This window comes from Acetobacter sp., from assembly GCF_047723915.1.
Lineage (GTDB): Bacteria > Pseudomonadota > Alphaproteobacteria > Acetobacterales > Acetobacteraceae > Acetobacter.
In genome coordinates this window covers 30,226-56,799 of sequence record NZ_JBDOBQ010000014.1, presented here as the reverse complement: position 1 = coordinate 56,799, position 26,574 = coordinate 30,226, and the positions used below count along the sequence as shown (strand labels likewise).

General features: G+C 64.5%; 28 protein-coding genes and 2 tRNA genes. 21 read left to right on the top strand and 9 right to left on the bottom strand.

What is annotated here, in order from left to right; translation table 11 throughout:
• Positions 1-57 precede the first annotated feature (57 nt).
• The 4 genes from ABF990_RS09265 (at position 58) to ABF990_RS09250 (ending at position 3,509) form a co-directional block, all read left to right on the top strand.
• The gene (locus ABF990_RS09265) at positions 58-522 is read left to right on the top strand and encodes a RidA family protein (RefSeq protein ID WP_415500498.1); all 465 of its coding nucleotides are present in this window, start codon (positions 58-60) and stop codon (positions 520-522) included.
• Positions 523-566: 44 nt separating this feature from the next.
• Positions 567-1,727: a GNAT family N-acetyltransferase gene (locus tag ABF990_RS09260; RefSeq protein WP_415491698.1), complete on the top strand. Its 1,161-nt coding sequence runs from the start codon at positions 567-569 to the stop codon at positions 1,725-1,727.
• A 112-nt stretch (positions 1,728-1,839) separates the two neighbouring features.
• Positions 1,840-2,763 (top strand): bifunctional methylenetetrahydrofolate dehydrogenase/methenyltetrahydrofolate cyclohydrolase, encoded by a 924-nt coding sequence (locus tag ABF990_RS09255; protein WP_415500496.1) that lies wholly within the window; start codon positions 1,840-1,842, stop codon positions 2,761-2,763.
• Positions 2,760-3,509, top strand: a complete 750-nt coding sequence (locus ABF990_RS09250) for a methylenetetrahydrofolate reductase (protein ID WP_415491696.1) — start codon at positions 2,760-2,762, stop codon at positions 3,507-3,509. The genes ABF990_RS09255 and ABF990_RS09250 overlap by 4 nt, the downstream gene beginning before the upstream one ends.
• Positions 3,510-3,693: 184 nt before the next feature.
• Here ABF990_RS09250 and ABF990_RS09245 read toward each other — a convergent pair whose 3' ends face one another.
• Both ABF990_RS09245 and ABF990_RS09240 read right to left on the bottom strand, forming a co-directional pair.
• Entirely contained in the window at positions 3,694-4,188 is a 495-nt protein-coding gene (locus ABF990_RS09245) for a kinase inhibitor (RefSeq protein ID WP_415491695.1), read from the bottom strand.
• Positions 4,189-4,201: 13 nt separating this feature from the next.
• Entirely contained in the window at positions 4,202-4,414 is a 213-nt protein-coding gene (locus tag ABF990_RS09240; protein ID WP_415491694.1) for a hypothetical protein, read from the bottom strand.
• Between the two features lie 209 nt (positions 4,415-4,623).
• Here ABF990_RS09240 and queA point away from each other — a divergent pair, with 209 nt between their 5' ends.
• The 8 genes from queA (at position 4,624) to ABF990_RS09200 (ending at position 12,346) form a co-directional block, all read left to right on the top strand.
• Positions 4,624-5,700: a tRNA preQ1(34) S-adenosylmethionine ribosyltransferase-isomerase QueA gene (gene queA, locus ABF990_RS09235; RefSeq protein WP_415491693.1), complete on the top strand. Its 1,077-nt coding sequence runs from the start codon at positions 4,624-4,626 to the stop codon at positions 5,698-5,700.
• Positions 5,697-6,857: a tRNA guanosine(34) transglycosylase Tgt gene (tgt, locus tag ABF990_RS09230; protein WP_415491692.1), complete on the top strand. Its 1,161-nt coding sequence runs from the start codon at positions 5,697-5,699 to the stop codon at positions 6,855-6,857. Before queA ends, tgt begins: the two co-directional genes overlap by 4 nt.
• Positions 6,858-6,980: 123 nt before the next feature.
• A complete protein-coding gene (gene queG, locus ABF990_RS09225; RefSeq protein ID WP_415491714.1) occupies positions 6,981-8,090 on the top strand; it encodes a tRNA epoxyqueuosine(34) reductase QueG in 1,110 nt (369 codons plus the stop codon).
• Between the two features lie 61 nt (positions 8,091-8,151).
• The gene (locus tag ABF990_RS09220; protein WP_415491691.1) at positions 8,152-8,436 is read left to right on the top strand and encodes a ribbon-helix-helix domain-containing protein; all 285 of its coding nucleotides are present in this window, start codon (positions 8,152-8,154) and stop codon (positions 8,434-8,436) included.
• Between the two features lie 116 nt (positions 8,437-8,552).
• Positions 8,553-9,380, top strand: coding sequence for a TerB family tellurite resistance protein (locus ABF990_RS09215; RefSeq protein ID WP_415491690.1), 828 nt, complete (start codon positions 8,553-8,555; stop codon positions 9,378-9,380).
• Between the two features lie 279 nt (positions 9,381-9,659).
• Positions 9,660-10,493, top strand: a complete 834-nt coding sequence (locus ABF990_RS09210) for a VacJ family lipoprotein (RefSeq protein WP_415491689.1) — start codon at positions 9,660-9,662, stop codon at positions 10,491-10,493.
• Between the two features lie 25 nt (positions 10,494-10,518).
• Complete coding sequence (locus ABF990_RS09205) at positions 10,519-11,148, top strand: MlaC/ttg2D family ABC transporter substrate-binding protein (RefSeq protein ID WP_415491688.1); 630 nt, start codon at positions 10,519-10,521, stop codon at positions 11,146-11,148.
• A 502-nt stretch (positions 11,149-11,650) separates the two neighbouring features.
• Complete coding sequence (locus ABF990_RS09200) at positions 11,651-12,346, top strand: VIT family protein (protein ID WP_415491687.1); 696 nt, start codon at positions 11,651-11,653, stop codon at positions 12,344-12,346.
• Positions 12,347-12,359: 13 nt separating this feature from the next.
• On the opposite strand, the gene ABF990_RS09195 is transcribed toward ABF990_RS09200, so the two are convergent.
• The 3 genes from ABF990_RS09195 to ABF990_RS09185 all read right to left on the bottom strand — a co-directional run bounded on the left by ABF990_RS09195 (position 12,360) and on the right by ABF990_RS09185 (position 14,724).
• Positions 12,360-12,857: a GNAT family N-acetyltransferase gene (locus tag ABF990_RS09195; RefSeq protein ID WP_415491686.1), complete on the bottom strand. Its 498-nt coding sequence runs from the start codon at positions 12,855-12,857 to the stop codon at positions 12,360-12,362.
• Positions 12,858-12,908: 51 nt separating this feature from the next.
• Positions 12,909-14,588, bottom strand: coding sequence for an energy-dependent translational throttle protein EttA (ettA, locus tag ABF990_RS09190; RefSeq protein ID WP_415491685.1), 1,680 nt, complete (start codon positions 14,586-14,588; stop codon positions 12,909-12,911).
• Positions 14,589-14,650: 62 nt separating this feature from the next.
• Positions 14,651-14,724: transfer RNA gene (locus ABF990_RS09185), tRNA-Ile, on the bottom strand.
• Positions 14,725-14,902: 178 nt separating this feature from the next.
• Between ABF990_RS09185 and ppa the strand changes: the two genes are divergently transcribed.
• The gene (gene ppa, locus ABF990_RS09180) at positions 14,903-15,430 is read left to right on the top strand and encodes an inorganic diphosphatase (protein WP_415491684.1); all 528 of its coding nucleotides are present in this window, start codon (positions 14,903-14,905) and stop codon (positions 15,428-15,430) included.
• Between the two features lie 207 nt (positions 15,431-15,637).
• A tRNA-Asp gene (locus tag ABF990_RS09175) sits at positions 15,638-15,714 on the top strand.
• Positions 15,715-16,113: 399 nt separating this feature from the next.
• Here ABF990_RS09175 and ABF990_RS09170 read toward each other — a convergent pair.
• A complete protein-coding gene (locus ABF990_RS09170) occupies positions 16,114-16,641 on the bottom strand; it encodes a carboxymuconolactone decarboxylase family protein (RefSeq protein ID WP_415491683.1) in 528 nt (175 codons plus the stop codon).
• A gap of 345 nt (positions 16,642-16,986) precedes the next feature.
• Positions 16,987-17,529, bottom strand: a complete 543-nt coding sequence (locus tag ABF990_RS09165) for a peroxiredoxin (protein ID WP_415491682.1) — start codon at positions 17,527-17,529, stop codon at positions 16,987-16,989.
• A gap of 190 nt (positions 17,530-17,719) precedes the next feature.
• Here ABF990_RS09165 and ABF990_RS09160 point away from each other — a divergent pair, with 190 nt between their 5' ends.
• From ABF990_RS09160 to ABF990_RS09150, 3 genes are all read left to right on the top strand, one after another.
• Complete coding sequence (locus ABF990_RS09160) at positions 17,720-18,688, top strand: hydrogen peroxide-inducible genes activator (RefSeq protein ID WP_415500497.1); 969 nt, start codon at positions 17,720-17,722, stop codon at positions 18,686-18,688.
• A 193-nt stretch (positions 18,689-18,881) separates the two neighbouring features.
• The gene (ykgO, locus tag ABF990_RS09155) at positions 18,882-19,007 is read left to right on the top strand and encodes a type B 50S ribosomal protein L36 (RefSeq protein WP_003625637.1); all 126 of its coding nucleotides are present in this window, start codon (positions 18,882-18,884) and stop codon (positions 19,005-19,007) included.
• A gap of 94 nt (positions 19,008-19,101) precedes the next feature.
• A complete protein-coding gene (locus ABF990_RS09150) occupies positions 19,102-19,809 on the top strand; it encodes a hypothetical protein (protein WP_415506567.1) in 708 nt (235 codons plus the stop codon).
• A gap of 106 nt (positions 19,810-19,915) precedes the next feature.
• On the opposite strand, the gene ABF990_RS09145 is transcribed toward ABF990_RS09150, so the two are convergent.
• Together ABF990_RS09145 and ABF990_RS09140 are read right to left on the bottom strand one after the other, a co-directional pair.
• A complete protein-coding gene (locus ABF990_RS09145) occupies positions 19,916-20,815 on the bottom strand; it encodes a prephenate dehydrogenase/arogenate dehydrogenase family protein (protein ID WP_415491886.1) in 900 nt (299 codons plus the stop codon).
• Positions 20,816-20,948: 133 nt separating this feature from the next.
• A complete protein-coding gene (locus ABF990_RS09140) occupies positions 20,949-22,055 on the bottom strand; it encodes a lysylphosphatidylglycerol synthase domain-containing protein (RefSeq protein ID WP_415491861.1) in 1,107 nt (368 codons plus the stop codon).
• A gap of 211 nt (positions 22,056-22,266) precedes the next feature.
• Between ABF990_RS09140 and hpnA the strand changes: the two genes are divergently transcribed.
• From hpnA to hpnD, 4 genes are all read left to right on the top strand, one after another.
• Positions 22,267-23,262, top strand: a complete 996-nt coding sequence (hpnA, locus tag ABF990_RS09135) for a hopanoid-associated sugar epimerase (protein WP_415491862.1) — start codon at positions 22,267-22,269, stop codon at positions 23,260-23,262.
• Positions 23,263-23,279: 17 nt separating this feature from the next.
• Positions 23,280-24,536, top strand: a complete 1,257-nt coding sequence (locus tag ABF990_RS09130) for a glycosyltransferase (protein WP_415491863.1) — start codon at positions 23,280-23,282, stop codon at positions 24,534-24,536.
• Positions 24,537-24,696: 160 nt separating this feature from the next.
• Positions 24,697-25,557, top strand: coding sequence for a squalene synthase HpnC (gene hpnC / locus ABF990_RS09125; RefSeq protein WP_415491864.1), 861 nt, complete (start codon positions 24,697-24,699; stop codon positions 25,555-25,557).
• A gap of 109 nt (positions 25,558-25,666) precedes the next feature.
• Positions 25,667-26,566: a presqualene diphosphate synthase HpnD gene (gene hpnD, locus ABF990_RS09120; RefSeq protein WP_415491865.1), complete on the top strand. Its 900-nt coding sequence runs from the start codon at positions 25,667-25,669 to the stop codon at positions 26,564-26,566.
• The last annotated feature ends 8 nt before the right edge of the window (positions 26,567-26,574 follow it).

Sequence of the window (26,574 nt, the reverse complement as noted above, 5' to 3'; positions counted from 1 at the left end):
CGCGGGTTTCCAGCCCCGCCCCGCGCGGGCATATCCGGACAGATAAGGAAAGACAGCCTGATGAGCACCCCCGAATCCCGCCTGGCGGCCCTTGGTCTCGTGCTGCCCACACCGGCAACCCCCGTGGCCAATTATGTGGCGTGCGTGCAGACCGGCAATACGCTGGTCGTATCGGGGCAGTTGCCGCTGCTGGACGGCAAGCTGCTCGCAACCGGCAAGCTCGGGGGGGCGGTCTCGCTCGAAGCGGCGACTGAAGCCGCGCGTTACAGCATGATCAACGTGATCGCGCAGGTCAAAGCCGCCGTGGGCGATCTGTCACGGGTCAAGCGCGTCGTACGGCTTGGCGGCTTTATTGCCTGCACGCCCGAATTCACCGCCCACGCCACGGTCATGAACGGGGCATCGGACCTGGCGGTCGCGGTCTTCGGCGACGCGGGACGCCACGCGCGTTCCACCGTCGGGGTGCCATCCCTGCCGCTGGATGCACCGGTGGAAGTGGAAGGGCTTTTCGAAATCGCCTGAATACCGGCATTCCGCCGGGCGTCCGAGCTGGGGAGAAAACCCGCATGGCTGACTGGTCCCTGACACTCCACGACAGTATCCACGCCATTCCCGCAAAGGACTGGGCGGCCTGCGCCGGAGATGACAACCCGTTTGTCAGCCATGCCTTTCTTGCCGCGCTGGAAGACAGCCATTCCGTCAGCCGGAAAACGGGGTGGCTGCCCCGGCATGTGCGCCTGCAGGCCCCCGATGGCCGGCTTGCCGCCGTATGCCCGGCCTATATCAAGGGCCATTCCTGGGGCGAATACGTGTTCGATCACGGCTGGGCCCGCGCGTTCGAGGCGGCAGGGGGCCGGTATTACCCCAAGCTCCAGATTGCCGTGCCCTTTACCCCCGCCACAGGTCCGCGCCTGCTGGTCCACCCCGACGCCCCGCCGGAAACCCGCGCCGTTCTGGCCGACGGGCTGCGCCAGCTCTGTGCGGATACGGGCCTGTCCTCCGCACATGTCACCTTCTGCCCCGAGACCGAGAGCACGCTGCTGGCCGAACAGGGCTGGCTGCCCCGGCTTGGCCTGCAATATCACTGGGAAAACAGGGGCTACGCCACGTTTGACGACTTTCTGGGCACCCTGTCCTCGCGCAAGCGCAAGACCGTCCGGCGCGAACGGCGCGACGCCAACGCCCAAGGGCTGACCTTTCATACCCTGTGCGGGGCTGAAATCACCCGCGCGGACTGGGACGCGTTCTACGGCTTCTATCAGGACACGATCGACCGCAAATGGGGCAGCGCCTATCTGAGCGCCGAGTTCTTTCCCCTCCTGTCCGAACGGCTGGGGGACAGGGTGGTGCTGATGCTGGCCCGTGATGGCGCGACCCCCGTGGCCGCGGCCCTGAACTTCGTGGGCGGGAACACGCTCTTCGGCCGGAACTGGGGTTGCAGGGGGGACTGGCCGTTCCTGCATTTCGAACTGTGCTATTACCGCGCCATAGACTTCGCCATTGCGCGGGGGCTTGAACGGGTAGAGGCCGGGGCACAGGGCGAACACAAGATCCAGCGCGGCTACCTGCCGGTGCTGACCCATTCCGCCCACTGGCTTGAAAACCCCGGCCTGCGCAGCGCCGTGGCGACTTTCCTGACCGCCGAGCGTTCCGCAGTCATGGCCGAGGCACAGGCCTTGGGCGAACTTTCCCCGTACCGACAGGAACAGGATGGCGATACGGGCTGATCCGGCACCCGTTTCATACCCGAAAATGGCGGCAGGCAGCGCCTGTCATTGCCGTAAGCCGTTTTTTTGCGTATGTCCGGCCCATTATGGCGTAACAGGCCATACGCGACACATGACAGGACCCATGAGCAGCACCCCTCCCCCCCTTTCGCCCGACCACAAGGCCAGCCTGATCGACGGCAAGGCCTTCGCCACGACCCTGCGCGAGACAATCCGGCAGGACGTGCAGGACTTTCGCGCAAGGCATGGCGTCACGCCGGGTCTTGCGGTCGTTCTGGTTGGCAACGATCCGGCGAGCGAAGTCTATGTGCGCAACAAGGCCATCCAGACCCACCATGCGGGCATGCGCTCCTTCATGCACATGCTGCCCGAAAGCACGTCCGAGGCGGAGCTGATGGGCCTGGTCGAACGCCTGAACAAGGACCCTGAAATTCACGGCATTCTGGTCCAGCTTCCCCTGCCCGCCGGGCTGGATGCGGGCCGCGTGACGAACGCCATCCTGCCCGAAAAGGATGTGGACGGGCTTGGCGTGGTCAATGCCGGGCGGCTTGCCGTGAACCAGCCGGGGCTCATACCCTGCACGCCGCTGGGTTGCCTGATGCTGCTGCGCGACCAGCTTGGCGACATGACAGGCCTGCACGCGGTGGTCATCGGCTGTTCCAACCTTGTGGGCAAGCCGCTGTCCCTTCTGCTGCTGGCCGAAGGGTGCACGGTGTCCATCGCGCATATCCACACACGCGACACCGCCGCCCTCGCGCGGGAGGCGGATATTCTGGTGGTGGCCACAGGCTGCCGCGAACTGGTGCGCGGGGACTGGATCAAGCCCGGCGCCACGGTGATCGATGTCGGCATCAGCCGCGTACAGACCCCCGAAGGCAAAAGCCGGCTGGTAGGCGACGTGGCGTTCGATGAAGCCGTGACAGTGGCCGGCCGCATTACCCCGGTGCCCGGCGGCGTCGGCCCCATGACCATTGCCTGCCTGCTCAACAACACACTGGCCGCCGCCCGCCTGCAAGTGGAAGGAACACAGGCGTGAGCCTCGACCGTCTTTCCGTCGAGCTTATCCCCCGCTCGGCTGAAGCGCTGATGGAGGATGTGGCTCTTGTCAAAGCCCATTTCCCCGCGGCCGACACGCTCAACATCCCCGACCTGATGCGCTTCCCCCTGCGCAGTTGGGACGCAGCAGCCCTGACACGGCCCCTGTTCGGCCAGGTCATTCCCCATATCCGCGCCATCGACATCGCCCCCGACGCTCCGCTGCCCGGCGCCAGCCAGCCGGGGCTGACCGAGATCCTGATCGTGCATGGCGATCCGCCGGCCGACCTGTCGCGCCGCACCTACCCCAACAGCACGGAAAGCATTATCCGCCGTTACCGGCGTGAAGCGCCGCACCTGCGCATTTACGCGGCGTTCGACCCCTACCGCCGTGCCCCCTGGCACGAGCTTGAAGACGTGGCCCGCAAGAAAGAGGCCGGCGCCACGGGCTTTTTCACCCAGCCGGTCTTCGACCTCAAACTGTTCGACCTGTGCCGCGAATGGCTGGGGGGGGAAACCGTGTTCTGGGGGCTTTCACCCGTTATCGGCCCGCGCTCACGCTCGTATTGGGAAACGACGAACCATGTCGTGTTCCCGCGCGATTTCTCGCCCACGCTGGCGGCCAACATCACCTTTGCGGCCACAGTCCTGCGCGAACTCGGCAAGGACGGGGGCAGCGCCTATCTCATGCCCGTGCGGATCAAGCTCGAACACTACCTGCCCGCACTGGCCGAGCTTCTGGGCTGACAGAGCGCCTGCGCGCTCACAGTCTTTGCCACCATCAGCCCGCTACCGCACCGAATAAGCTGGCTCCCCGGGCAGGCGGGCCACAGGGCGCCATCAGGTCATGCAAAAACCAGGACCGAAGGCACGCGGGCTGGAGACCGCCTGACCGGCATGCCCACCTGCGGCGCAAGCCCCTTCCTCTTTGCTACTTCGCGGGGCCGCCGTACAGCGCGGTCAGGCTGGCGGTGGCAAGCTGGTGGTGATGGACCATGAAGCCGACCAGTGCCGGGCTGGAGTCGGCGCTGACTTCAAGCCTGGGCACATCCAGCGCGTAGACGGTAAAGACATAACGGTGGACGCGCCCCGGCGGCGGTGCGGCGCCGCCATAACCCGGCACCCCGAAATCCGTACGGATCTGCAACGCCTGTTCGGGCAGGCCGCCCCGACCCGACCCGGCCCCTTCAGGCAGGGTGGTAACGGTCGGGGGAATGTTCACCACCACCCAGTGCCACCAGCCCGAACCCGTCGGGGCATCGGGGTCGAATACGGTCACGACAAAGCTTTGCGTGCCTTCGGGGGCACCTGTCCATGCCAGCGCGGGCGAAAGGTTCTGCCCGGTCTGGCCCATGCCGTTATAAACCTGGGCCTGCGGCAGCACATCGCCCGTGACAAAAGCGGGACTTGTCAGCGTAAACGCCATGGCGGGCGGTTCCTTACCAGTTGCGGCTTATCAGCCAGAATTCCTCCGACGTCAGGGTAACGCCCTGGGCGGACTCAGCGGCGGCCTTGGCCAGAGCCTCGATCCGTTCGATCATGACAACCTTACGCACATGCGCTTCAGACGTTTCACCCGATGTCTTGAGAACGCTGAGCGAAACACCGGCGGCCTTGGCCACGCGGGCGGCATCGAGCAGGGCGTAGGACATGGGGTATTCTCCTTGCTGGTCACTGTTCAGTCTTGCGCCACGCAATGACGTGGCTGTGCGGGCAGACTGACGCGGGTGGCTGCACTCTTCAACCCCTGTCTTGCGTCATGCTGCCCCGCCGTAAACCGGGTGCGGGGTTTTTGGGTGCCGCCAGCCTGTCTGCTTTCCGCTGGCGTTCGCGCGGCCTATTGCGTAAACCCGGCCCCATCATGAGCGACCGCACCGAAGATTTCGATTTTCACCTGCCCGAAAACCTGATCGCACAGGAACCGGCCCGCCCGCGCGAATCCGCCCGCCTGCTCGATGCGACGGACCCCGCCCACCTGCGGGACCGCTATGTGCGCGACCTGCCCAGCCTGCTGGAAAAGGGCGATCTGCTGGTCGCCAACGATACCGCCGTGCTGCGCGCGCAGCTTCACGCCATGCGGGGCGAGGCCAGAATAGGCATTACACTGGACCAGATCCGCCCTGACGGGTCATGGCATGTGCTGATCCGCAACGCACGCCGACTGAAGGTGGGGGATACGCTCACTTTCCTCAACACCGCCCACACGGCGCAGGTACAGGCACTGGAGGAAGGCGGCGGCGGTGTGCTTGGCTTCAGTGCCGAGGGCGATGCGTTCGATGCATTCCTGCGCGACGCCGGTGTGCTGGCCCTGCCGCCTTATATCCACCGCCCGCAGGGGCCCACCGCGCAGGACAGTCAGGACTACGCGACCATTTTCGAACACACCAGGGGCGCCGTGGCCGCCCCCACGGCGGGGCTGCACTTCACGCCCGCGCTGCTGGACGCCATAGACGCCACGGGGGCCACGCGCTGCACGCTGACCCTGCATGTTGGCGCGGGTACGTTCCTGCCCGTGCGCGAAGAGGATATCAGCCGCCACCGCATGCATTCCGAACGCGGTGTCATTACCGCCGAAACGGCGGAGCGTATCAACGCCGTCCGCCGGGCGGGGGGCCGTATCGTGGCCGTTGGCACCACCACGCTGCGCCTTTTAGAAAGCGCGGCGGACGAGCACGGTATCGTTCACCCGTTCGATGGCAGCACCGCCATTTTCATCCGCCCGGGCTACCGGTTCCGGGCGGTCGACCTGCTTATGACCAACTTCCACCTGCCACGCTCCACGCTGTTCATGCTGGTTTCGGCCTTTGCCGGGGTGGAGCGGGCACGGCAGGTCTATGCCCATGCCGTAACGCATGGCTACCGTTTCTATTCCTATGGCGATGCCTGCCTGCTGCGCTGCGCCGCCCCCATTGCCCCCCACGCGAAAGCCACCCCATGACCCGTTTTGCCTGGACCTGCGAAAGCACGGATGGCGCGGCCCGCGCGGGCATGCTGCATACCGCCCACGGCCCCGTGCCCACCCCCACCTTCATGCCGGTCGGCACGGTCGGCACCGTCAAGGCCATGACCATGGACGCGGTGCGCGCCACAGGGGCGGGCATCGTGCTGGGCAATACCTACCACCTGATGCTGCGCCCCGGCGCGGAGCGGGTACGGGCCCTGGGCGGTCTGCACCGATTCATGGACTGGTCAGGCCCGATCCTGACCGATTCGGGCGGGTTCCAGGTCATGTCACTGGGGGCCCTGCGCAAACTGGACCAGGACGGTGTGACCTTTCGTTCGCATATCGACGGGTCGGAACACCGGCTGACCCCCGAAAGCTCGACCGAAATCCAGCACATGCTCGATGCCACCATAACCATGTGCTTCGACGAATGCCCCGCCCTGCCCGCCCCGCCCGAGGCCATTGCCGCGTCCATGCGCCTGTCCATGCGCTGGGCCGCGCGGTCGCGCCAGGCCTACATCCCGCGTGAAGGCTATGGCCAGTTCGGCATTGTGCAGGGCGGGACGGAACCCGACCTGCGGGCCGAAAGCGTACGCGCCCTGACCGAAATCGGCTTTGAGGGCTATGCCATAGGTGGTCTGGCCGTGGGCGAGGGCCAGGAGCTGATGTTTTCGACCCTGGACGCCACAACTCCGCTCATGCCCGAGGACAGCCCACGCTACCTGATGGGTGTGGGCACACCAGACGACCTGCTGGGCAGCGTGCAGCGTGGGGTGGACATGTTCGACTGCGTCATGCCCACACGCGCCGGCCGCACCGCCCGCGCCTATACCGAACGCGGCACGCTGAACCTGCGCAACGCCCGCCACGCGGCCGATGCGCGCCCCCTGTCACCCCATTGCGACTGCCTGGCCTGCTCTCGCCACAGCCGCGCATATCTGCACCACCTGTTCAAAACCAATGAAATTCTCGGCCCCATGCTGCTGACATGGCATAACATCGCCTATTACCAGCGCCTCATGCGCCAGATCCGCGAGGCTATCGGGCAGGGACGCCTGAGCGCACTGGCCGATACGCTGCGTGCGCAATGGCAGGCCAATGACTGGACAGAAGATGAAATGGGGCAACCCGTCATTCCACCCGTCGCCTGAACCGGCCCGGACGCCAGTATCGGCATCGGCACTGGCAATGGCACCCGGCTCGGCCCGCGCGCCGCGTGCCAGACCGGGCGGGGTGGCGTGCGCCATGCCATGGTGCCCACCGTGACCCGCGCCATGCCGCAGGCCACCCCGCCGCACCCCGCAACCCGGCTGACGGAGAAAATCCGCGACAAGGCGCTGGACCTGGGGTTTGACGCGGTGGGTTTCTGCCCGGCCCATCTGGGGCCGGATACGCGCGCGCGGCTTCAGGACTTTCTGGCCAGCGGCTTTCACGGCGACATGGGCTGGCTGGCCGAACGCACGGAACAGCGCAGCCAGCCCACGCAACTCTGGCCCGAAGCACGCAGCGTGGTCGCCCTGGGCCTGTCGTACGCGCCCGAGGGCGATGCACTGGCAACCCTGCAACGCCGGGATTGCGGCAATATCTCGGTCTATGCCCGCAACCGCGATTACCATGACGTGGTCAAGGGCATGCTCAAGCATCTGGCGCAGTTCATGGTGCGCGAAGGCCGCCCGCGCACCGCACCGGACGGCACCGTCCAGCCCGAAGTCAAGGTGTTCGTGGACACCGCCCCGGTGGCGGAAAAGCCGCTGGCGGCCAAGGCCGGGCTGGGCTGGCAGGGCAAGCACACCAACCTGGTCTCCCGCCGGGAGGGAAGCTGGCTGTTTCTGGGCGAGATCTACACCACGCTGGACCTGACCCCGTCGCCCCCGTCGGGCGGGGGGTGCGGCAGTTGCACGCGCTGCCTGACCGCCTGCCCCACCCAGGCTTTTCCCGCCCCCTACCGCATGGATGCCCGGCGCTGCATTTCCTACCTGACCATCGAACACGCAGGCCCCATTCCCCACGACCTGCGGCCGGCCATTGGCACGCATATCTACGGCTGCGACGACTGTCTGGCCGTCTGCCCCTGGAACCGATTCGCCCGGAGCGCGCGACAGGCCAGGCTCCAGCCCCGGCCAGAGCTGATCGCCCCCGACCTTGCCATGCTGGCGGCACTGGACGACGGGGGGTTTCGCAGCCTGTTTTCGGGCTCTCCCATCAAGCGCATCGGCCGCAACCGCTTTGTGCGCAATGTGCTGATCGCCATAGGCAATTCCGGCCTGCCCCGCCTGCTGCCCCATGCCGCAGCCCTGCTGCACGACCCGGACCCCGTGGTGGCAGACGCCGCATGCTGGGCCGTTGCGCGGCTGGGCCACACGCCGGATACTCCCCCGCCATGAGACATGACCGAAGGCGGAACAGCGGCATGACGGACGACACCACGGGCATGGTATACGGGACATGAGCGCGCATCTGAAAAAACGCAGTCTGGTGCTGGCGGGGCATGACACCAGTGTGGCGCTGGAGCGGGAGTTCTGGTCCGTGCTCGAACTGCTGGCCACCCGACACCACCAGCCACTGGCCCAGATTGTCACCCAGGTCGATGCCGGGCGGGCACCGGAACAGTCCCTTGCCTCGGCCCTGCGGGTACATGCGCTGGAGTGGCTGCGCGCCCAGACCCAGGCCGCGGCCCAGATAAAAGACGAGGCGGGACGCCACAAGGACACCCCGCAGGACGCCCATTAAGGCAGCCCGCGGGACAGCCGGACCGGCGTTCGGGCACTGCCGCGCCAGTACCCGAAACCCAGACCCTGCGCACTGCGCTCTTGGGGGTGTGGGGCGGAACATGGTAGAAGAGAGTCATGGCGATATGGGGCAAGATTTTTGGCGGGGTAAGCGGTTTTGCCATGGGCGGGCCGCTCGGGGCTGTCATGGGGACCGCATTGGGGCATGCAGCCGATACGGGCAGGCTGCTCCAGCCCCCTACCGGCGGGTGGAGCGATCGGTGGTCGGCCCGCGCACGGCCTGACCCCAGTGGGGCGGCCACCTTTGTAGCGGCCAAGCTGGCGGCGGCTTTCGGAAAGAAAGAGCAGCTCTACGGGCTGAGCTGCGTGATCCTGAGCGCGAAGCTGGCCAAATGCGACGCCCCGGTCAACCGGCGCGAGATCAACGTGTTCAAGGCCCGTGTGCAGGTCCCGCAGGAGAACATGCGCGAGATCGGCCGCCTGTTCGACATGGCCCGCCAGCGCACGGACGATTACGAGGCCTTTGCCCGCGAACTGGGCAACGCCTATGGGGACGACAAGCAGCCGCTCGAAGACCTGATGGGTATCCTGTTCGCCATTGCCCGCGCCGATCTGGCGGCGGACGACCCGCTGGCACCCGAGGAACTGCGCTTTCTCAAACGTGTCCATGCGCTGTTCGGGCTGGGGCGCGGGGCGTGGGAACGCGTCGAACAGGGCCGCGCCCGCCCCGCCATGGGGGAGGAAGACGCCTACACCATTCTGGAAGTCAGCGCATCGCTCAGCAACGAGGAACTGCGCGCGCACTGGAAAAAGCTCGTGCGCCAGTACCACCCCGATATCATGGCCGCACGCGGGGCCAGCGCGGAGGAAATCCGCACCGCCTCCGTCCGTATCTCCCGGATCAATGCGGCGTGGGATATCATCAAACGCGATCGCGGCCTGTAAGAGCACCCCCGCTCCTGACCGGGGCGGGCGGCGTACCGGAGTCTCCACCGGGCAGGCCTGCGCCATCGTCAAGAGCGACTTTCAGGCAACAGGCCCGACAAAAATCCCACCCACCGGGCAGAAACCCGCCCTATGACCCCGGTTTTCACGCCCTTGCCATTCACGCAGGGAAGCCCTGCCATTGCGTGCCACGCGTCTCATGCTACACAAGACAGTTGAAACGGCCCCGTCCGGCAGGAACGGACCATGCATGAGCATAAAACAAAGGCGACGGTGACTATGATTTCAGGACGGAACGGCTCGCGGCTCCGCCCTCGCGGTCAGACGCGGGAGGGTTCCTCGGCATCAGGCCGCTTCCGTATGGGCAGGGCGGGGCTCGCGCTGGTTCTTCTCGGCGTTGCGGGATGCAGTTCCATCAAGGCGCCCGTTCCCACGGACCCGGACGCGCTGGCCGAATACAAGGCCGCGAACGATCCGTACGAGCCGCTGAACCGCAAGACCTATAACCTGACCATGAAGTTCGACAAATGGGCCCTGCGGCCTGTGGCCAAGGCCTATGTGTGGACCGTGCCACGGCCCGTGCGCAATTCGCTGGGCAACATGGTCACCACCATGAACGAACCATCCGTGTTCTTTAACGACGTGGGCGCGGGCAGGCCCCGCCGCGCCGGGGATTCGTTCGTGCGGTGGTGCCTGAACATGACCGTGGGCATTGGCGGTCTGATCGACGTCGCCAAAATGGCGGGCTACCCGCACCATGACAACGACGCGGGGCTTACGCTGGCCAACTGGGGTATTTCCTCCGGCCCATACCTGTTCCTGCCCATGGGCCCGTCGTCTTTCCGCGATGGAATCGGCTACGGTATCGATCAGGGCCTGTCACCGTGGAATTATGTGCCGCGCGGTTACGGTTTGATAAGCTTTAACTGGGCCTATAACATGTTCGGTGTCGTGCATGGTCGTTCCGAACATCTTGACGACCTGGACGCGCTGGAACGCGACGCGCTGGACCCTTATGCTACCATCCGCAGTGCATACCAGCAGCAGCGCAAGGCGCAGGCCGAGGCGATCAAGAACGACCACCGTGCCACCGTGCCGGCCTGGTACCAGTAACAGCAGCAACACAAGGTAGCGCACCATGATTTTTAAAGCCGGCCGACGTATCGTTCTGGGTTCCCTGGCCCTGGCATGCGCGGCCTTGCTGGTTTCCATGCCGGCGCGCGCCGCACAAGACTCCAGGGCCTTTGTCCAGACATTCGGGAACACGCTGGTCAGCATTGTGAACAGCCCCATTCCCATGAGCGAAAAGAAGGTCAAGATTCTGCCGCTGGTGCAGCAGAATGTGGATATCGACGCCATTGGCCGCTACTGCATGGGCCGGTACTGGAAACTGGCCACACCGGACCAGCGCAAGACCTATCTTTCCCTGTTCCACGATGTGCTGGTCAACACCATTATCGACAAGCTGGGCGCTTATCGCGGCGTGACCTTCACGCTTGGCGCTGTGTCCAAGCAGGGGGATGAAGACGCGGTGCAGACAACGCTCATGCTCCCGCAGCAACCGCCCGCGGACGTGAAATGGATTGTCAGCTATGCAGCCGGCGCACCCAAGGTGGTGGACATGATCGGTGAGGGCGCCAGCCTGCGCAATACCGAGCGCGACAGCTATGCAGCCTTTATCGGCCGGAATGGTGGCGACGTGGCAACCCTGATCAAGGCGTTGCAGAAACAGGTCGCAGCCCATACCGCGGCAGCCGCTGCCGACTGAGCGGCTTGTCCCGCCCCCGGGTTCAGGCTCAGGCTCGTGCCATCACATAACGCCAGCGCGAACCCGGTTGGCACCCCGACACGACGATAACCATGCGGCTTTCAGGCTTTTACCTTGCCTGAAAGCCGTTTTTGTATCCGGCCAGGACACGCCGCGATTTTGAATCGGGCCGTTTTCGACGGGCCACTTCTGTCTTTGCAATTCTCCCCCTCACCCGGCAGCACCATTCCTGCGGGACTGATGGTCGCCACGGCAGGCGCCGATACGCGCCTCAACCCTGTCGGCATGCGAAAATCGCAACAGAGGGACTGGCATAGGGCCGGACAATATAAATCCTCAGCCGTATCATGCTTTCCTGACGCGAACCTGAACAGAAAATACATTGTAAAACTCAAGATAATAATGAAAACAAGTCTCAATTTCATAATAAAAATATCTGTTGTATTGTAGAATTTCTCCGCCTAATCCTGCGGTATAGTCACCACAAGGACCTGCTTTTCTGATGTCACGCCTTCACCCGCTGGCAGAACGCCATGCCGTCGAAAAACTGGGATGGCTGCGTGCGGCTGTCCTGGGCGCCAATGATGGCACGCTCTCAACCGGTAGTCTTATTGTCGGGGTTGCCAGTTCCCATGCGACGCATGGGGGCATTCTTATCGCGGGTCTGTCTGCCCTTGTGGCCGGCGCCCTGTCGATGGCGGCGGGCGAATATGTTTCCGTCAGTTCGCAGGCGGACTCGGAACGGGCCGATCTTGCGCGGGAACAGCAGGAACTGGACACGCACTGGGACGGCGAGGTGACCGAGCTGGCCGGGATCTATCAGCAGCGGGGGCTGAGTGCCGATCTCGCCCGCAAGGTCGCAATCGAACTCATGAATCATGACGCGCTGGGCGCACATGCCAGGGACGAACTGGGCCTGTCCGACCTGACAGCGGCAAAACCCCTGCAAGCGGCATGTGCGTCTGCCACGGCCTTTGCCTCCGGCGCGGTGCTGCCTGTTCTGGCGGCCGTTCTTACGCCTGAGGCATGGGTTTCGTGGAGTGTCTCGCTGACATCTGTGGTGGCCCTTGCCGTTCTGGGCGCTGTCGGCGCCATGGCGGGCGGGGCACCGCCCCTGCGGCCCACGGTACGCGTGACATTCTGGGGGATCGTCGCCATGCTTGTGACAGGCGGTATCGGTCACCTGTTCGGGGTGTGACGCGCAATGGCCTTTACGGCCGTCTGCTTTCGTACATCATCATGGTCTGGCCGTCCCGCACGAACGTGTCGCTGACATGCATGCCGATCCCGCCCAGAATGGTGCGCGACGCCATGTTGTTTTCCGCCGCCACCGCCAGCACGCGCCGCAGGCCCGCATCATGTGCGAAATTGAGCGCGGCACTGGCCGCCTCCCGTGCCAGCCCCCGGCCACTGGCCCAGGGAAACAGCGCGAAGCGAAGGGCAAAGCCACGCCCGTCCGGCCGGTCGTGTATACCCGTCATGCCGACAAAGCGGCCATTTTCCCTGATGGTAAAAATACCGACCCGGTGACAGGCCCAGAATGCAATGTCATCGGCCATATCGCGCTCGGCCTGCTGGCGGGTGCAGACCCCACCCAGCATCCGCCCGAAGGCCCCGCTATCGGCCTTGAGCCGGGCCATGTCCTCCATATCCCGCCATGTCACGGGCTGGAGCAGCAGCCTGGGGGTTCGTAGGGAACGCAGGTCCACCGTCAGCCCCCGGCAACGCAGGCGGCACCCGCCGCCCGCGTCTTACCCGTGTCAGCGGGCGAGCGGCTTGTAGTGGATACGGCCTGGCTCCGTGGCATCGGGGCCGAGGCGGCGGCGTTTGTCTTCCTCATAAGCCTGGAAGTTACCCTCAAACCACTCGACGTGGGAATCACCTTCGAACGCAAGGATATGCGTTGCCAGACGGTCGAGGAACCAGCGGTCATGCGAGATCACGACAGCGCAGCCCGCGAACTCGGCCAGGGCGTCCTCAAGCGCGCGGAGCGTGTCCACGTCCAGGTCGTTGGTCGGTTCGTCAAGCAGGATCACGTTGCTTTCCTGCCGCAGCATCTTGGCCAGATGCACGCGGTTACGTTCACCCCCCGACAGCAGCCCGACTTTTTTCTGCTGGTCGGAGCCCTTGAAATTGAACGCCCCGACATAAGCGCGCGACGGCACGGCCCGCTTGCCCAGATAGATGACATCCGTGCCGCCGGAAATTTCTTCCCACACGGTCTTGTCGGGGTCCAGATCGTCCCGCGACTGGTCGACATAGCCGAGCTTGACGGTCTCCCCGATCTTGAGATCACCGGAATCGGGCTTTTCCTGGCCAATGATCATTTTGAACAGCGTGGACTTACCTGCACCGTTCGGCCCGATCACCCCCACAATGCCACCTGGCGGCAACTTGAAGTTCAGGTTGTCGATCAGCAGGTGGTCGCCAAACCCCTTGGTGAGATGATCGGCCTCGATCACGGTGCCGCCAAGGCGCGGGCCGGGCGGAATGACGATATCGGCCACGCCACCTGCCCTGTCGGCGCTGGCGGCCAGCATTTCCTCGTATTTGGCGATACGGGCCTTGCTTTTGGTCTGACGGGCCTTAGGGCTGGCCTGAATCCACTCCTGCTCCGCCGCAAGGGCACGCTGGCGCGCACTTTCTTCCTTTTCCTCCTGTGCCAGACGCTTGCGCTTCTGTTCCAGCCAGGCGGAATAATTGCCTTCGAACGGAATCCCGCGCCCACGCTCGACCTCGAGAATCCAGTTGGTCACGTTATCGAGGAAGTAACGATCATGGGTAATGACCATGACGGTGCCGTCGTAGTCATGCAGGGTTTTTTCCAGCCAGGCGACACTTTCGGCGTCGAGATGGTTGGTCGGTTCGTCAAGCAGCAGCAGGTCGGGTTTTTCAAGCAGCAGGCGGCACAGGGCCACACGGCGGCGTTCCCCGCCCGAAAGCTTGTCCACGGGGCTGTCGGCAGGCGGGCAGCGCAGCGCGTCGAGTGCGATCTCGAGCTTGCGGTCCAGTTCCCAGCCGTCCCCGGCGTCGATCTTTTCCTGCAGTTCGGCCTGTTCGGCCAGCAGGGTATTCATTTCGTCATCGTCCATCGGCTCGGCGAAGCGGGCGGAAATCTCGTTGAAACGGTCAACCGCCTTCTTCAGTTCGCCAAAGCCCAGAGCGACGTTCTCACCCACGGTCAGGGAGTTGTCGAGCTTGGGTTCCTGCTCCAGATAGCCCACGCGCACGCCTTCGGCCGCCCAGGCCTCGCCGCCGTATTCCTTGTCCAGACCGGCCATGATCTTGAGCAGGGTGGATTTACCCGCACCGTTCACACCCAGGATGCCGATCTTGGCCCCGGGCAGGAAGGAAAGCGTAATGCCTTTGAACAGTTCGCGCCCGCCGGGATAGGACTTGGTGACGTCCTTCATCACATAGACGTATTGGTAGGATGCCATGATGATGAGCCCCGTATGCAGATGGACATGAAATGACCGCCGCGCGATGCGGCAGGAACGCCTGCGCCCGGCAGGACTTGAACCCGCAACCAAGCCGTTATGAGCGGCCCGCTCTAACCAATTGAGCTACGGGCGCGCAGGCGGTTTCCTGATTACGCAACCAGAGCCGTTTTGCAAGGGCCTTGAGCAGGAAAATCCGCCTTGGCCCGCTTTGGGCGTATGCCTGAACGTGGCTCCTGCTCTCGCTCTTGGCAAGTGGCGGGCGGCCCGATAGGGTCGGCTGCATTGCAATTCTCATGCACGGAACCGCATTCATGGACGTCTCGAAAATCTCCCCCGGCAAGGATGTGCCCTCCGACATCAATGTCGTTATTGAAATTCCGCAGGGTTCTTCGGTCAAATATGAAATCGACAAGGACAGCGGCGCGCTGGTCGTGGACCGTTTCCTGTTCACGCCCATGGCGTACCCCACCGCGTATGGCTTTATTCCCAACACGCTGGCCGCCGATGGCGACCCGACGGACGCCCTGGTGCTGACCCCCACCAACGTGGTGCCGGGCTGCGTGATCCGCGCCCGGCCCATCGGCGTGCTGAAGATGGAAGACGAATCCGGCCAGGACGAAAAAATCATCTGCGTGCCGCACGACAAGGTGCACCCCGAATACACCAAGGTGCAGACGGTGGACGACCTGCCCGAGATCACCGTCAAGGCGATCGAGCATTTCTTTACCCGCTACAAGGATCTTGAAGCTGGCAAATGGGTGAAGGTGACGGGCTGGGGCACCAAGGAAGAAGCAGGTGCCTTCATTCTCAAGGCGCTTGAAGCCGCCAAAGGCAAATAAGTCACCATGACCGGGTCGTATGGGGGCGGCGCAGGGCCGCAAGCGCCCATACGACCCGGCTCCCGCCTGGGGTCCTGACCGGTTCATGGCCCCGCGCGGCGGGAAAAACCGGATCTCTCATTTTTTTCGTCCACCCCTGTTGCCAAACGAAAAAACATCAGTATAAAGCGGCACATACCGACGCACACGAGAGTGAGCGTCAGGATTGCGGGTGTAGCTCAGTTGGTTAGAGCGCCGGCCTGTCACGCCGGAGGTCGCGGGTTCGAGCCCCGTCACTCGCGCCACTTTTCCTGAAAATTCGATTTTACCGGAAAGTGTGCGCACCACCCCTACGGGTGATGACCGCTGCATAACGATACCCGGCAAAGCCCGGCATCACCCCGGCCCGTGGGCATCATTCCCCCCGATATATATTGCTGCTGAACTCAGCGCTCCGACAGGACCGTGATCCAGACCGGCACGTGCTTTTGTACCCGCGTGTCATGTCTGCAAGCGTAACCTGCCGGCCAGCGGCCTGGACGGGCCTTGCGCGAGCCCCCAGCATGCCATGCACCGAACCACCAGCCCACAGGTATGGCGGCCCGATGAAGCAGAACCGCAAAAGCGGGCTGCCTGACCTGATCCCGGCCCAGGGCGGGCCAACACCCGCCCCTGCCCCACTGTTACATGGGCGACAGGAAACCTCAGCCTTCCTGCGCGGTCGCGGACTGCAAGGTGACGGCAACGGCATGAACGACAGCCGCAATGCGGGCGGCGGTCTGCACGGCCCCGCTGCCAAGGGCCTCACGCACGATTTTCTCATGGCTCGTCACGCACAGGTCGCACCCGTTGATAGCCGAAACGGCAAGGCACCAGAGTTCGAAATCGACCTTGTCCACGCCCGGATTCCCGATCACGCTCATACGCAACTGGGCCGGCATCTTGGAATATTCACCCCCCGCCATATGCACGAAGCGGTAGTAGATGTTGTTCATGCCCATGATAGCGGCCGCCGACTGGGCAGCCGAGAGGGCCTGGGCGGACAGGACATCCTTGAAATGGGCAATGGTTTCACGTGTAACGGCATCGTTGCGCGACGCAATGGCACAGGCCACGAACGTGCCCGCAAGCTGCTGGGGCGTCAGCGTGATGTCGTTGGCCAATGTCCCGAGATTGAGACGCAGGTCCTTGGCGTAATCGGGAATACGATCTTTAAGGATATCGAGAGACATTGTTTTCTTCCGTATCAGGAGTGATGTTCGGACGGCAGGACCGGAACACGGTCAGACTGCGGGCCGGAAATGTGCGGGTCCGGGCAGGATGCCCGGCGGCAGGGAGCATAACCACGGCAAGATAGAGCGGCTTGGCAGCATGGTGCGGGGCGGCAAACCAGATCCCGCCTGTCAGGCGGCCCACGGAACAGGTCCGGACAGCAGGTCCACAGGGAGACCCGCCATCAGGTAACACCTCTGGGTCCGGACAGACCGCCTGACAGGCGGGAGAGGCCACGGCACGGAATGGAAGAACCACCCCGTGCCATGCCCCGGCCCAAACTGGACCGGAGTGGAAAACCCGGCTCAGACTTTCAGGAAGTCGTCGCCCTTTTTCCAGTTGCACGGGCACAGCTCGTCGCTCTGCAGACCGTCGAGGATACGCAGGATTTCCTGCGGGTTACGGCCAACGGACAGGTCGTTGACAGAAACGTGACGGATCACGCCCTGGGGGTCGACCACGAAGGTGGCGCGCAGGGCAACGCCCGCGTCCTTGGCCATCACGCCCGTGCCTTCGGTCAGCTCGCGCTTGATGTCGGCCAGCATCGGGATCGACAGATCCTTCAGGTCGTCATGGTGGAGGCGCCAGTTCAGATGCACGAACTCGCTGTCGATCGACACGCCGTAAACAACGGCGTCACGATCGGCGAATTCCTTGCTCAGCTTGCCGAACGCCACGATTTCCGTGGGGCAGACGAAAGTGAAGTCTTTCGGCCAGAAGAACACGATCTTCCACTTGCCGGCATCCGTCGCGTCGGAAATCTGGACGAACTCGCCCTTGAGGCCTTCGGGGCCACCGGGTACGGCGGTCAGGTCGAAACTTGGGAATTTATCGCCAACAGTCAGCATTATCTTGCTCCTTGCATTACAGGCTTTGTGCCGCCAGCGCCCGGTTGGGATAACCCGGCAGTGGCGGCTGCGGGATTATGTATGGCGCAGCTTTTTCATTTAAGCCAATGAATATTTTATATAAGAATCATTGAGACCATCGATTGAACACGTCATCCTGCGGTCCTGCCGCTCGATCAGGAACTCCACCATGCTGCCGCTCCCTTCCGCCCAACAACTGCGCTACCTGATCGCCCTTTCGGAACTGCGCCATTTCGGGCGGGCGGCGGCGGCCTGCGCCGTAACGCAGTCCACCCTTTCCGCCGGGATCATGGCGCTGGAACGCCAGCTTGACGCAACACTGCTCGACCGCGCCGTGGGCAAGAAAGTGGTGTTCACCCCGCTGGGGCACGAAATAGCGCTCAAGGCCCGGCAGGCGCTTGCCGCGCTCGAAGCCGTGCCCCAGATGGCCGCCGCCGCCCGCGCCCCCCTGACCGGCCCGATGCGACTCGGCATTATTCCAACCATCGGTCCGTTTTTCATTCCGCAGGCCGTCGTGACCCTGCGCGAGCATTTCCCGCACCTGCTGCTGTCCATTACCGAGGACACGACCGAACACCTGCTTGAAAAGCTGGCACTCGGGCAGTTGGACATGCTCATTCTGGCCATGCCCTGCCTGTGCGACGGCACGGAAACCCGCCCGCTCTGGCAGGACCCGTTCCGTGTCATCATGCCGCAGAACCACCCTTTCGCGGCCATGAAGACCGTACCGGTCGAGCGGTTGTCGGAACAGAGCCTGGTCATGATGGAGGACGGCCACTGCCTGCGCGAACAGACCCTGTCCATCTGCCGACAGGGGCCCAACCGCAATGGCTCGGAAGGGGAAAGCGACACGACCTTTACCGCCATGTCGCTGCACAGCATGGCGGAAATGGTGGAGCTTGGCCTGGGCATTGCGATCATGCCCGCCCTGGCGATCGATGCCGGCGTTCTGGAAGGGCGACAGATCGTGGCCCGCCCGCTGACCGGGGGACCGGCATGGCGCACCATTGGCCTGGCATGGCGCCCGCGCTCGCCCCGTACGCCGGATTTCCAGACCCTGACAAGCACGCTGGCCACCCTGGCCCCGGCACCCGGCCCGACCGAGCGCACCCGCCATGACAGTCCTGCGCAGGGCTGAAGGAGTCGCGATCCGGATCAGGGACCGCACGCCATGGGGGACGCCATGGGGGACAACACGGCGCCTCCACACCCGGTTTCGGGCAAGAAAAACGCTCCCGACGGCGCGGAAATATTGACTCACCACCGCCGGGCCGGTATGTGCCGAACCAACTTGTTTAAAGAGTAACCAGTTCCGGCGGAGAATACGGGCCATGAAGATCAGAAACAGCCTGAAGTCAGCCAAGGTACGCGATAAGGACTGCCGTGTGGTTCGTCGTCGTGGCCGGGTTTACGTCATCAACAAAAAGAACCCCCGCATGAAGGCTCGCCAGGGCTAAGCCTGTGGCCGAACCAGCCCTTTATGGCTGGCTTCGCATGCCTGCCATGTACATGACCCGTTTTCCCGCCTGTCGGGGAAACGGGTTTTTGTTTGTGCCGCTGCTGGCAATCCTGACCGGGGCCACCACACTCCATACCCCTGCCCATGCGCAGGAGACCGCCCCGCGGAACCCGCCCGCGACACCGTCCCTCCCCCGGACGCCACTCGGCGCGTGGACACCCTATGGACCCGGCACGGCTGCATCCCCCGCCACCCCGGCACCGGGGGCCGGGACCACGCCCGCGCCTGCCTCTCCCCCTGCCTCCCGCCCGTCCGCACAGGCCGCCCTGCTTGCCACCCTCGCGGACCAGCTTGCCCACGCCAAAACCGTGCAGGACGCGCATGCGATCGAGGATAAGCTGGAAACCCTGCGCACTCTCCACCTGTCACCCACCACGCGTCTGCTGATGCACCGCGCCGCAAGCGACCTGGCAGCCCAGAAGCCTGACGATGCGGTGGAAGACCTGGGAGATGCGCTGGCCCTCCAGCCCGATCAGGCCGTGCTGTGGCGCGGACGAGCGCAAATGCGCTTTGTGGCGGGTAATCTGTACGGCGCGATCAGCGATCTGGGGCAGGCTCTGGCGCGCGATCCGCTGGATGCCCAGAGCTGGTCCCTGCTGAGCACGGTCGAGGAACGGCGTAACGACGGCGCCGCCGCACTCAAGGCCTGGCAGAAAGCCATGAGCCTGAACCCCATGCTGGACCCGAACCATAAACGGCTGGACCAGCTCAAGATCAAGGCATTCGGTCAGCCGACCTGACCCAGCCTGCCTGACGCCATGCCTGAAAACCTGACATGGGCCGGTTACCTCTGGCCTGTGCACAACTGGCCGCCAGACTCATGGAGCATGGCCGGCCATGCGGCGGTCAGGCCTGTCTGTTTTCCTTCAGGCTTTTGCGAATGGCCCGGCCCTGCTCGATGCGGCTGACGATATAGGCCGTATCGCCGTTCTCGATCGCCTGCCCCATGGCTTTGGCGTCTTCCATGAAGCGGCCCAGCATTTCCAGCAGTGCGACCTTGTTGGCGAGAAAAATATCGCGCCACATGATCGGGTCGGACGCGGCGATACGGGTAAAGTCACGGAAACCGGATGCCGCGAAATCCAGCACCTCGGACCGGGTCTCCCCCGCCAGATTATCGGCCGTGCCACAGATGGTGAAGGCAAGCAGATGCGGCAGATGGCTGACAATGGCGCAGACACGGTCATGGTGGGAGGGGGTCATTTCCCGCAGGCGCGCGCCACAGCGTTCCCACAGGGTGCGGATGTCTCTCAGGCTTTGCCGGGTCGTGCATTCAAGCGGTGTCAGCAGGCACCACCGGTCCTCGAACAGGTCGACAAGCCCCGCATCGGGGCCTGAGAACTCGGTGCCTGCCATGGGATGCGCCGGCACATAGGCAATATCGGCCCGCAGGCTGGGGGTTATGGCCTCGATCACGGATACCTTGGTGGAGCCGACATCCGTCAGCACCGCACCACTTTTCATGGCGGGCACGACGGTCGCGGCCACAGCCCCCATGGCCCCCACCGGCACGCACAGCATGACACAGTCGGCCTGCGCCACTGCGGCCACCGCATCGGTCGTGGCGTCGTCGGCCAGTCCAAGTTCGCGCACGCGCGCACAGACCTGTTCGCTGCTGTCCACGGCAATCAGCCTGTGCGCCAGATCCCCCCGCGCTCGGGCGCGGCGCAGCACGGATGAGCCGATCAGCCCCGGCCCTACAACGACAAGCGTGCCGAACACCGGCGCCCCGGCCGGGCAGGCCATGGCCGATCCCTCCCCCACAGATCGGGACACGCCAGCGGCATCTAACGCAGGGGAAGCCACAGCCTGCGTCGGTACCGAGCGGAAAAACGCAGGCTGGCCGGGCGTGGATGCCTGACCGGCGTGGGGGGAATTGTCAACCAACCTGCCCATCCTTCACCAGCGGGGCGGTGGCCCCCTGCGCATCGCGCGGTTTGACGCTGTCCCCCAGGGCCGCTGCGCCGCCAGCCAAGGTACGGGCCTGCGAGTCACGCTGGCGCAGACCGCGCATTTCGGTCAGTTGCCACAGCAGCAGAACAGGAATGCCGATCATGATCTCGCGCCCGCGCCGCAGCAGCGACAGCCCGAGTGCTACAGAGGGCTCGATACCGAAAGCATGCCCCAGCGCCATGTAAGCGCCTTCCTGCACACCCAGGCTGCCCGGCACCAGAAAGCCGACCGACATGATCGCACAGGTCACACCTTCCACCGCCACGGCATCGGGCACTGTCAGCCGCGCGCCCAGGAACCACGCCGTCAGCCACAGCAGGCCTGCGCTGCCCAGCCATGCCAGCAGATGGTACAGAGCCGAACGCACGATATTCCATGGCCGGCTCCATGCGGTTTCCAGCAGGTCCTGCATGTTATCGGCACCCTGTTGCAGGCTGTCCTGCCACTGGCCTGCGATATTCCGGGTGATCGCGCCGCCGAACCGGCGGAAAAGCGAGCCACCGCGCCGCTGGGTCCAGATAAACCCGGCAACGCCCACCACCAGAAAACCCACGCCGCAGACAACGGGCACCACCAGCGGGCTGGAACGGGTATGCGCCACAAGGCAGACCACACCCAGCAGGACAAACCCCACCTGCCCCATGACCTCGGTGGTGATGTCCACCAGGTTGGCGCAGGTTGCCTCAGGCAGGCCCACCTCGCGCCGGTCGCCCATATCCAGCCCGTGGCCCGAACACGTGGCCCTGATCCCCGCCACCATACCCCCGACCTGGGAGAAAGGCAGACATGTGGCCGCGGCATCCCTGATCATGCGCGCGCCAAGCAGGCGCAGGTACCCGATTTCAGGGAATGCGGCCCGCCATGCAAGGGCCAGCACGCCGTTCACGGCAAGCTGGGCGCATACCACAACGAGAAAGCCGATCATCCCTACGCGCATGACAGCCCGCAGAACGGAATCGAACCCGCTCCAGGCCATGGCCGCAGTGATGGCGACAAGCCCCAAAAAGGTGAGAAAAACCGTAAATTTCTTCAAAACCCACGCTCTGTCTGCCCGCACGCCGGATAGCCCTGCCGCACCTGGCACGACAGAGGGCCCATGGGGCGCGCGTGTGAATGAACCGCCCCCTTACACCACCACAGGGTCTGGCGCCACCTCGGGGGGCAGGATAAAGAAGCAGACCACGTTGCTTGGGGGCATGCCCCTTTCCTTTCCCTTCAGCCTTTTTCCGGGAGAGCCCGCCATTATGACAGGTCATACGCTTGTGACCGGCGCCACAGGTTTTGTCGGTTCCGCCGTAGCCCGCACTCTGCTCGAACGGGGCCATTCACTCCGGCTTATGGTGCGTGAGGGCAGCGACCGAAGCAATATTGCCGATATTCCCGCCGAACTGGTCGAGGGCGACCTGTCCCGGCCGGACACCTTCGCCCGTGCGGTGGAAGGCTGCCGCTATGTCTTTCATGTCGCGGCGGATTACCGGCTCTGGGTGCCCGACCCTGCCCCCATGATGACCGCCAATGTCGAAGGCACGCGCCTGCTGATGCTGGCCGCCCGCAACGCCGGGGTGGAGCGGATCGTCTACTGTTCGTCCGTTGCGGCACTGGGGCTGATCGGCGATGGCACCACCGCCGACGAAGCCACGCCCATCGAGGAACACGCCGTTATCGGCATTTACAAACGGTCCAAATACCGCGCGGAACAGGAAGTCCTGCGGCTGGTGCGTGAGTGCGGCCTGCCCGCCGTGATCGTCAACCCGTCCACGCCGGTCGGGCCGCGCGACATCAAGCCCACCCCCACCGGCCAGATGATCCTGGACTGCGCGGCCGGCCGCATGCCCGCCTACGTGGATACCGGCGTGAACATCGTGCATGTGGATGACGTGGCCGAGGGACACGCCCTGGCGCTTGAGCGCGGGACGATTGGGGAAAAATACATTCTGGGCGGGCAGAACTTTCTCCTGCGCGACCTGTTTGCCATGGTGTCCGAAATAGCGCATGTGCCCCCGCCCAAAATCAGCCTGCCGCAGGAGGTGATCTGGCCTGTGGCCGTCGCATCGGAATGGCTGTCACGCAGCTTTGGGTTCTCTCCGCGCGTCACGCGTGAAATGCTCGCGATGTCGCGCAAGAAAATGTTCTTTTCCTCGGACAAGGCCACGCGGGATCTGGGCTATGCCCCGCGCTCCGCGGACCGGGCGGTGGAAGACGCCATTACCTGGTTCCGAACCAGCGGCATGCTGAAGTAACAGGGGACAAGACCGTCATGATGGCTCTGGCCGTTCTGTGCGCCCTGATCTGGACAGGTCTGATTTTCTGCCATGGCAGGTTCTGGCAGGCGGGGCCGATTCTGCGCCCTGCCCCCCAGATCCAGGACAGCCTGGCCGGTAGCACGGGCCCGCGACCGGCCGAAATCGCGCCCGATGTCACCATTGTCGTGCCTGCCCGCGACGAAGCCGAGTCGATCGGGACGGCGCTGGCATCGCTGCTCGCACAGGCCTATCCCGGCAGGCTTTCGGTCATTCTGGTCAATGATCGCAGCACGGACGACACGGCGGGGCTGGCCCGCGCCCTGCCCGACCCCCATGGCCGCCTGAGCGTACTGGACGGCGCCAACCCCGAACCGGGCTGGAGCGGCAAGCTCTGGGCGGTCTCGCAGGGGGTGGCGGAAGCGGAACGGCAGAACCCCGACGGCAGCGGCTATATCCTGCTGACGGATGCCGACATCATTCATGCCCCGGAGCATGTCGCAACCCTGGTGGCCAAGGCGCAGGCCGACCGGCTGCACATGGTTTCCGAAATGGTGGAACTGCAATGCGAAAGCTTGGCGGAACGCGCGCTGGTGCCGGCCTTTGTCTTCTTTTTCACGCTGCTGTACCCGTTTGCCCGGGTCAACAACCCCAAAAGCCGCACGGCAGGTGCCGCGGGCGGCACGATCCTGCTGCGCCGCGACATGCTGCACAGGATAGGCGGGATTCCGGCTCTCAAAGGGGCGCTGATCGATGACTGCACCCTTGCGGCCTGCGTCAAGCAGGCTGGCGGTCTGCTGTATCTGGGGCATTCCTGCCTGGCCAGATCCATCCGCCCCTATCCTGGCCCTGCCGATATCTGGCGCATGATCGCACGCACAGCCTATGTGCAGCTACGGTTTTCACCCATCCTGCTGGTTTTGACCGTGCTGGGCATGGTGCTGGTCTGGCTTGCCCCGGCCATGCTGGCGCTGTTCGCCCACGGTCCCGCCCGGTGGATCGGGGCTGCGACCTGGCTTGTCTCCATCGGCTCGTTCGTGCCCACATTGCGGCGTTTCCGGCTCTCGCCCCTGTGGGCCGTGGCCCTGCCGCTGATTGCGGTGTTCTATACGGCTGCCACCATCGGTTCGGCCGTCAACCACCATCGGGGCCGCGGGGTGGTCTGGAAAAACCGGGCCTATACGCAGGCCATCCCGCATGACGGCCGCACAAATCCGTCCGAACCCACCGGCACAGCCCCCGCGCCGGACAGCCAGACGCGCGAAAGCGCATGAGCGCCAGCCCCTGACAGTCCACCGCCGCACGGGCGGGCCCGGAACCGGCAGGGGGGTGACAGCGGCAAGGCCCTGCTGCCCGGCACGAAGGGTAGGCAGCCACGGCGGCGTCGTGTAAACCACTGACTGCCGTTGAGGTGCGTATATATTGAGCCAGGGTATGACTGAAGACACAAGCGTATGGGGCATAGCCGACGTCTCCTCCGGCAAGGGCAAGTCCGACGAGAATTTTCCCGTCGGCTCCGTGCTGATCAGCAAGCAGTTGCGGCCGCATGTGCATGCCTATTATGCCTATGCCCGCGTCATTGATGACATCGCGGACAGCACGACCCTGGCCCCGGCCGACAAAATCGCCCGCCTGGACGCGATGGAGGAGGTCCTGCACGGGCAGCGCGACCCCATAGACCGGGCCGACGCGCTCAGCGCCTCACGCCTGCGGGCCTCCCTGCTGCAAACGGGTGTGCCGTTCGACACCGCAACCGACCTGCTCATCGCCTTTCGCGACGATTCACGCGGGCGAACTTACGAAACCTGGGAAGACCTGCTGCATTACTGCCGCTATTCCGCCAACCCGGTCGGCCGCTACCTGATCTGCCTGCACGGGGAAAGCCCTTCGGCCTTCGGCCCGTCCGACGCGCTGTGCACCTCGCTGCAGATTCTCAACCACCTGCAGGACTGTGCCGGCGATCTGGCGGAACTGCATCGGTGCTATGTTCCCGCAGGGCTGATGCGCCTTGCTGGCACCACACAGGACGACCTGCGGGCCGGTCGTCTTTCCCCCGCCATGCGCAGGGTGTTCAACACCATGCTCGATGGCGTGGACGCGCTGAACAGGCACGCCGCCGCCCTGCCCGCCCATATCCATGACCGCCGCTTTCGTATGGAATGCGCGGCCATTGTCACCCTTGCCGAACGCCTGACCCTACGGCTGCGACGCGAAGACCCGCTGGCCGGCCGGGTGGCCCTGCGCCGGACAGACGCCATGCATGCGGCCTTTGCGGCCCTGCGTACATGGCGCTGACCTTCCCGAACGATGAAACTTCTGTAAAAAGAAGCCGGTTCAGGGCCCTGTAGGACCTTGCACTCTTGTGACCGATACCCTTGTGACTGAACGAAACAGGTAAACGCGCGTGACATCTGACAGCATCCAAACGCATGACGAGCCCACCCCCCTGGGGTGCGATCCTGCCGATCTTGCATGGGTGGAAAGCACCGTTAAGCAGGCGGGCACGTCTTTTGCGGCGGGCATGCGCATCCTGCCCCCCATGCGCCGCTACGGCATGTACGCCATCTATGCCTTCTGCCGCGTGGTGGACGACATCGCCGACGGCCACGCCCCGCTGGCCGAACGCACACAGGCCCTGGAAGACTGGCACAAGCGTATTGCCGTCCTGTACGGCCAACAATCCGCCCCCCTGCATGAACCGCTGGACCGCGTGCTGCTGGCCGCCGTACATTTTTTCGCCCTCCGGCAGGAAGACTTTGCCGCCGTGATCGATGGCATGATCATGGATACGCAGACCGTCATTGTCGCGCCGGATGAAAAAACCCTCGACCAGTACTGCGACCGCGTGGCGTCCGCCGTGGGCAGGCTGTCGGTGCGGATATTCGGCGAAAGCTCGCAGAACGGCGATGACATCGCCTACCATCTGGGCCGCGCCCTGCAACTGACCAACATCCTGCGCGACATTCCCGAGGATGCCGCACGCGGCCGGCTGTACCTGCCCGCCGAACTGCTGACCCGCTTTAATGTGCCGCACGACCCGATCAAGGCCATGGACGCGCCGGGGCTTGAAGGCGTGTGCCGTGTTCTGGCCACGCGCGCGGAAGACCATTTCCGCACCGCCTTCACCATCATGAAAGCGTGCCGGGGGCGCACCATCATGCCGGCCCGCATCATGGGGGCGGGCTACAGGGCGGTCCTGCTCAAGCTGTGCAAGCGGGGCTGGGCGCCTGCCGTCCTGCGTGACCGCCCGCGCTCCACCCTGCTGGGCAAGGTCAAGGGTCTTGCCTGCTCCTATATTCCATAAGCCGGAAG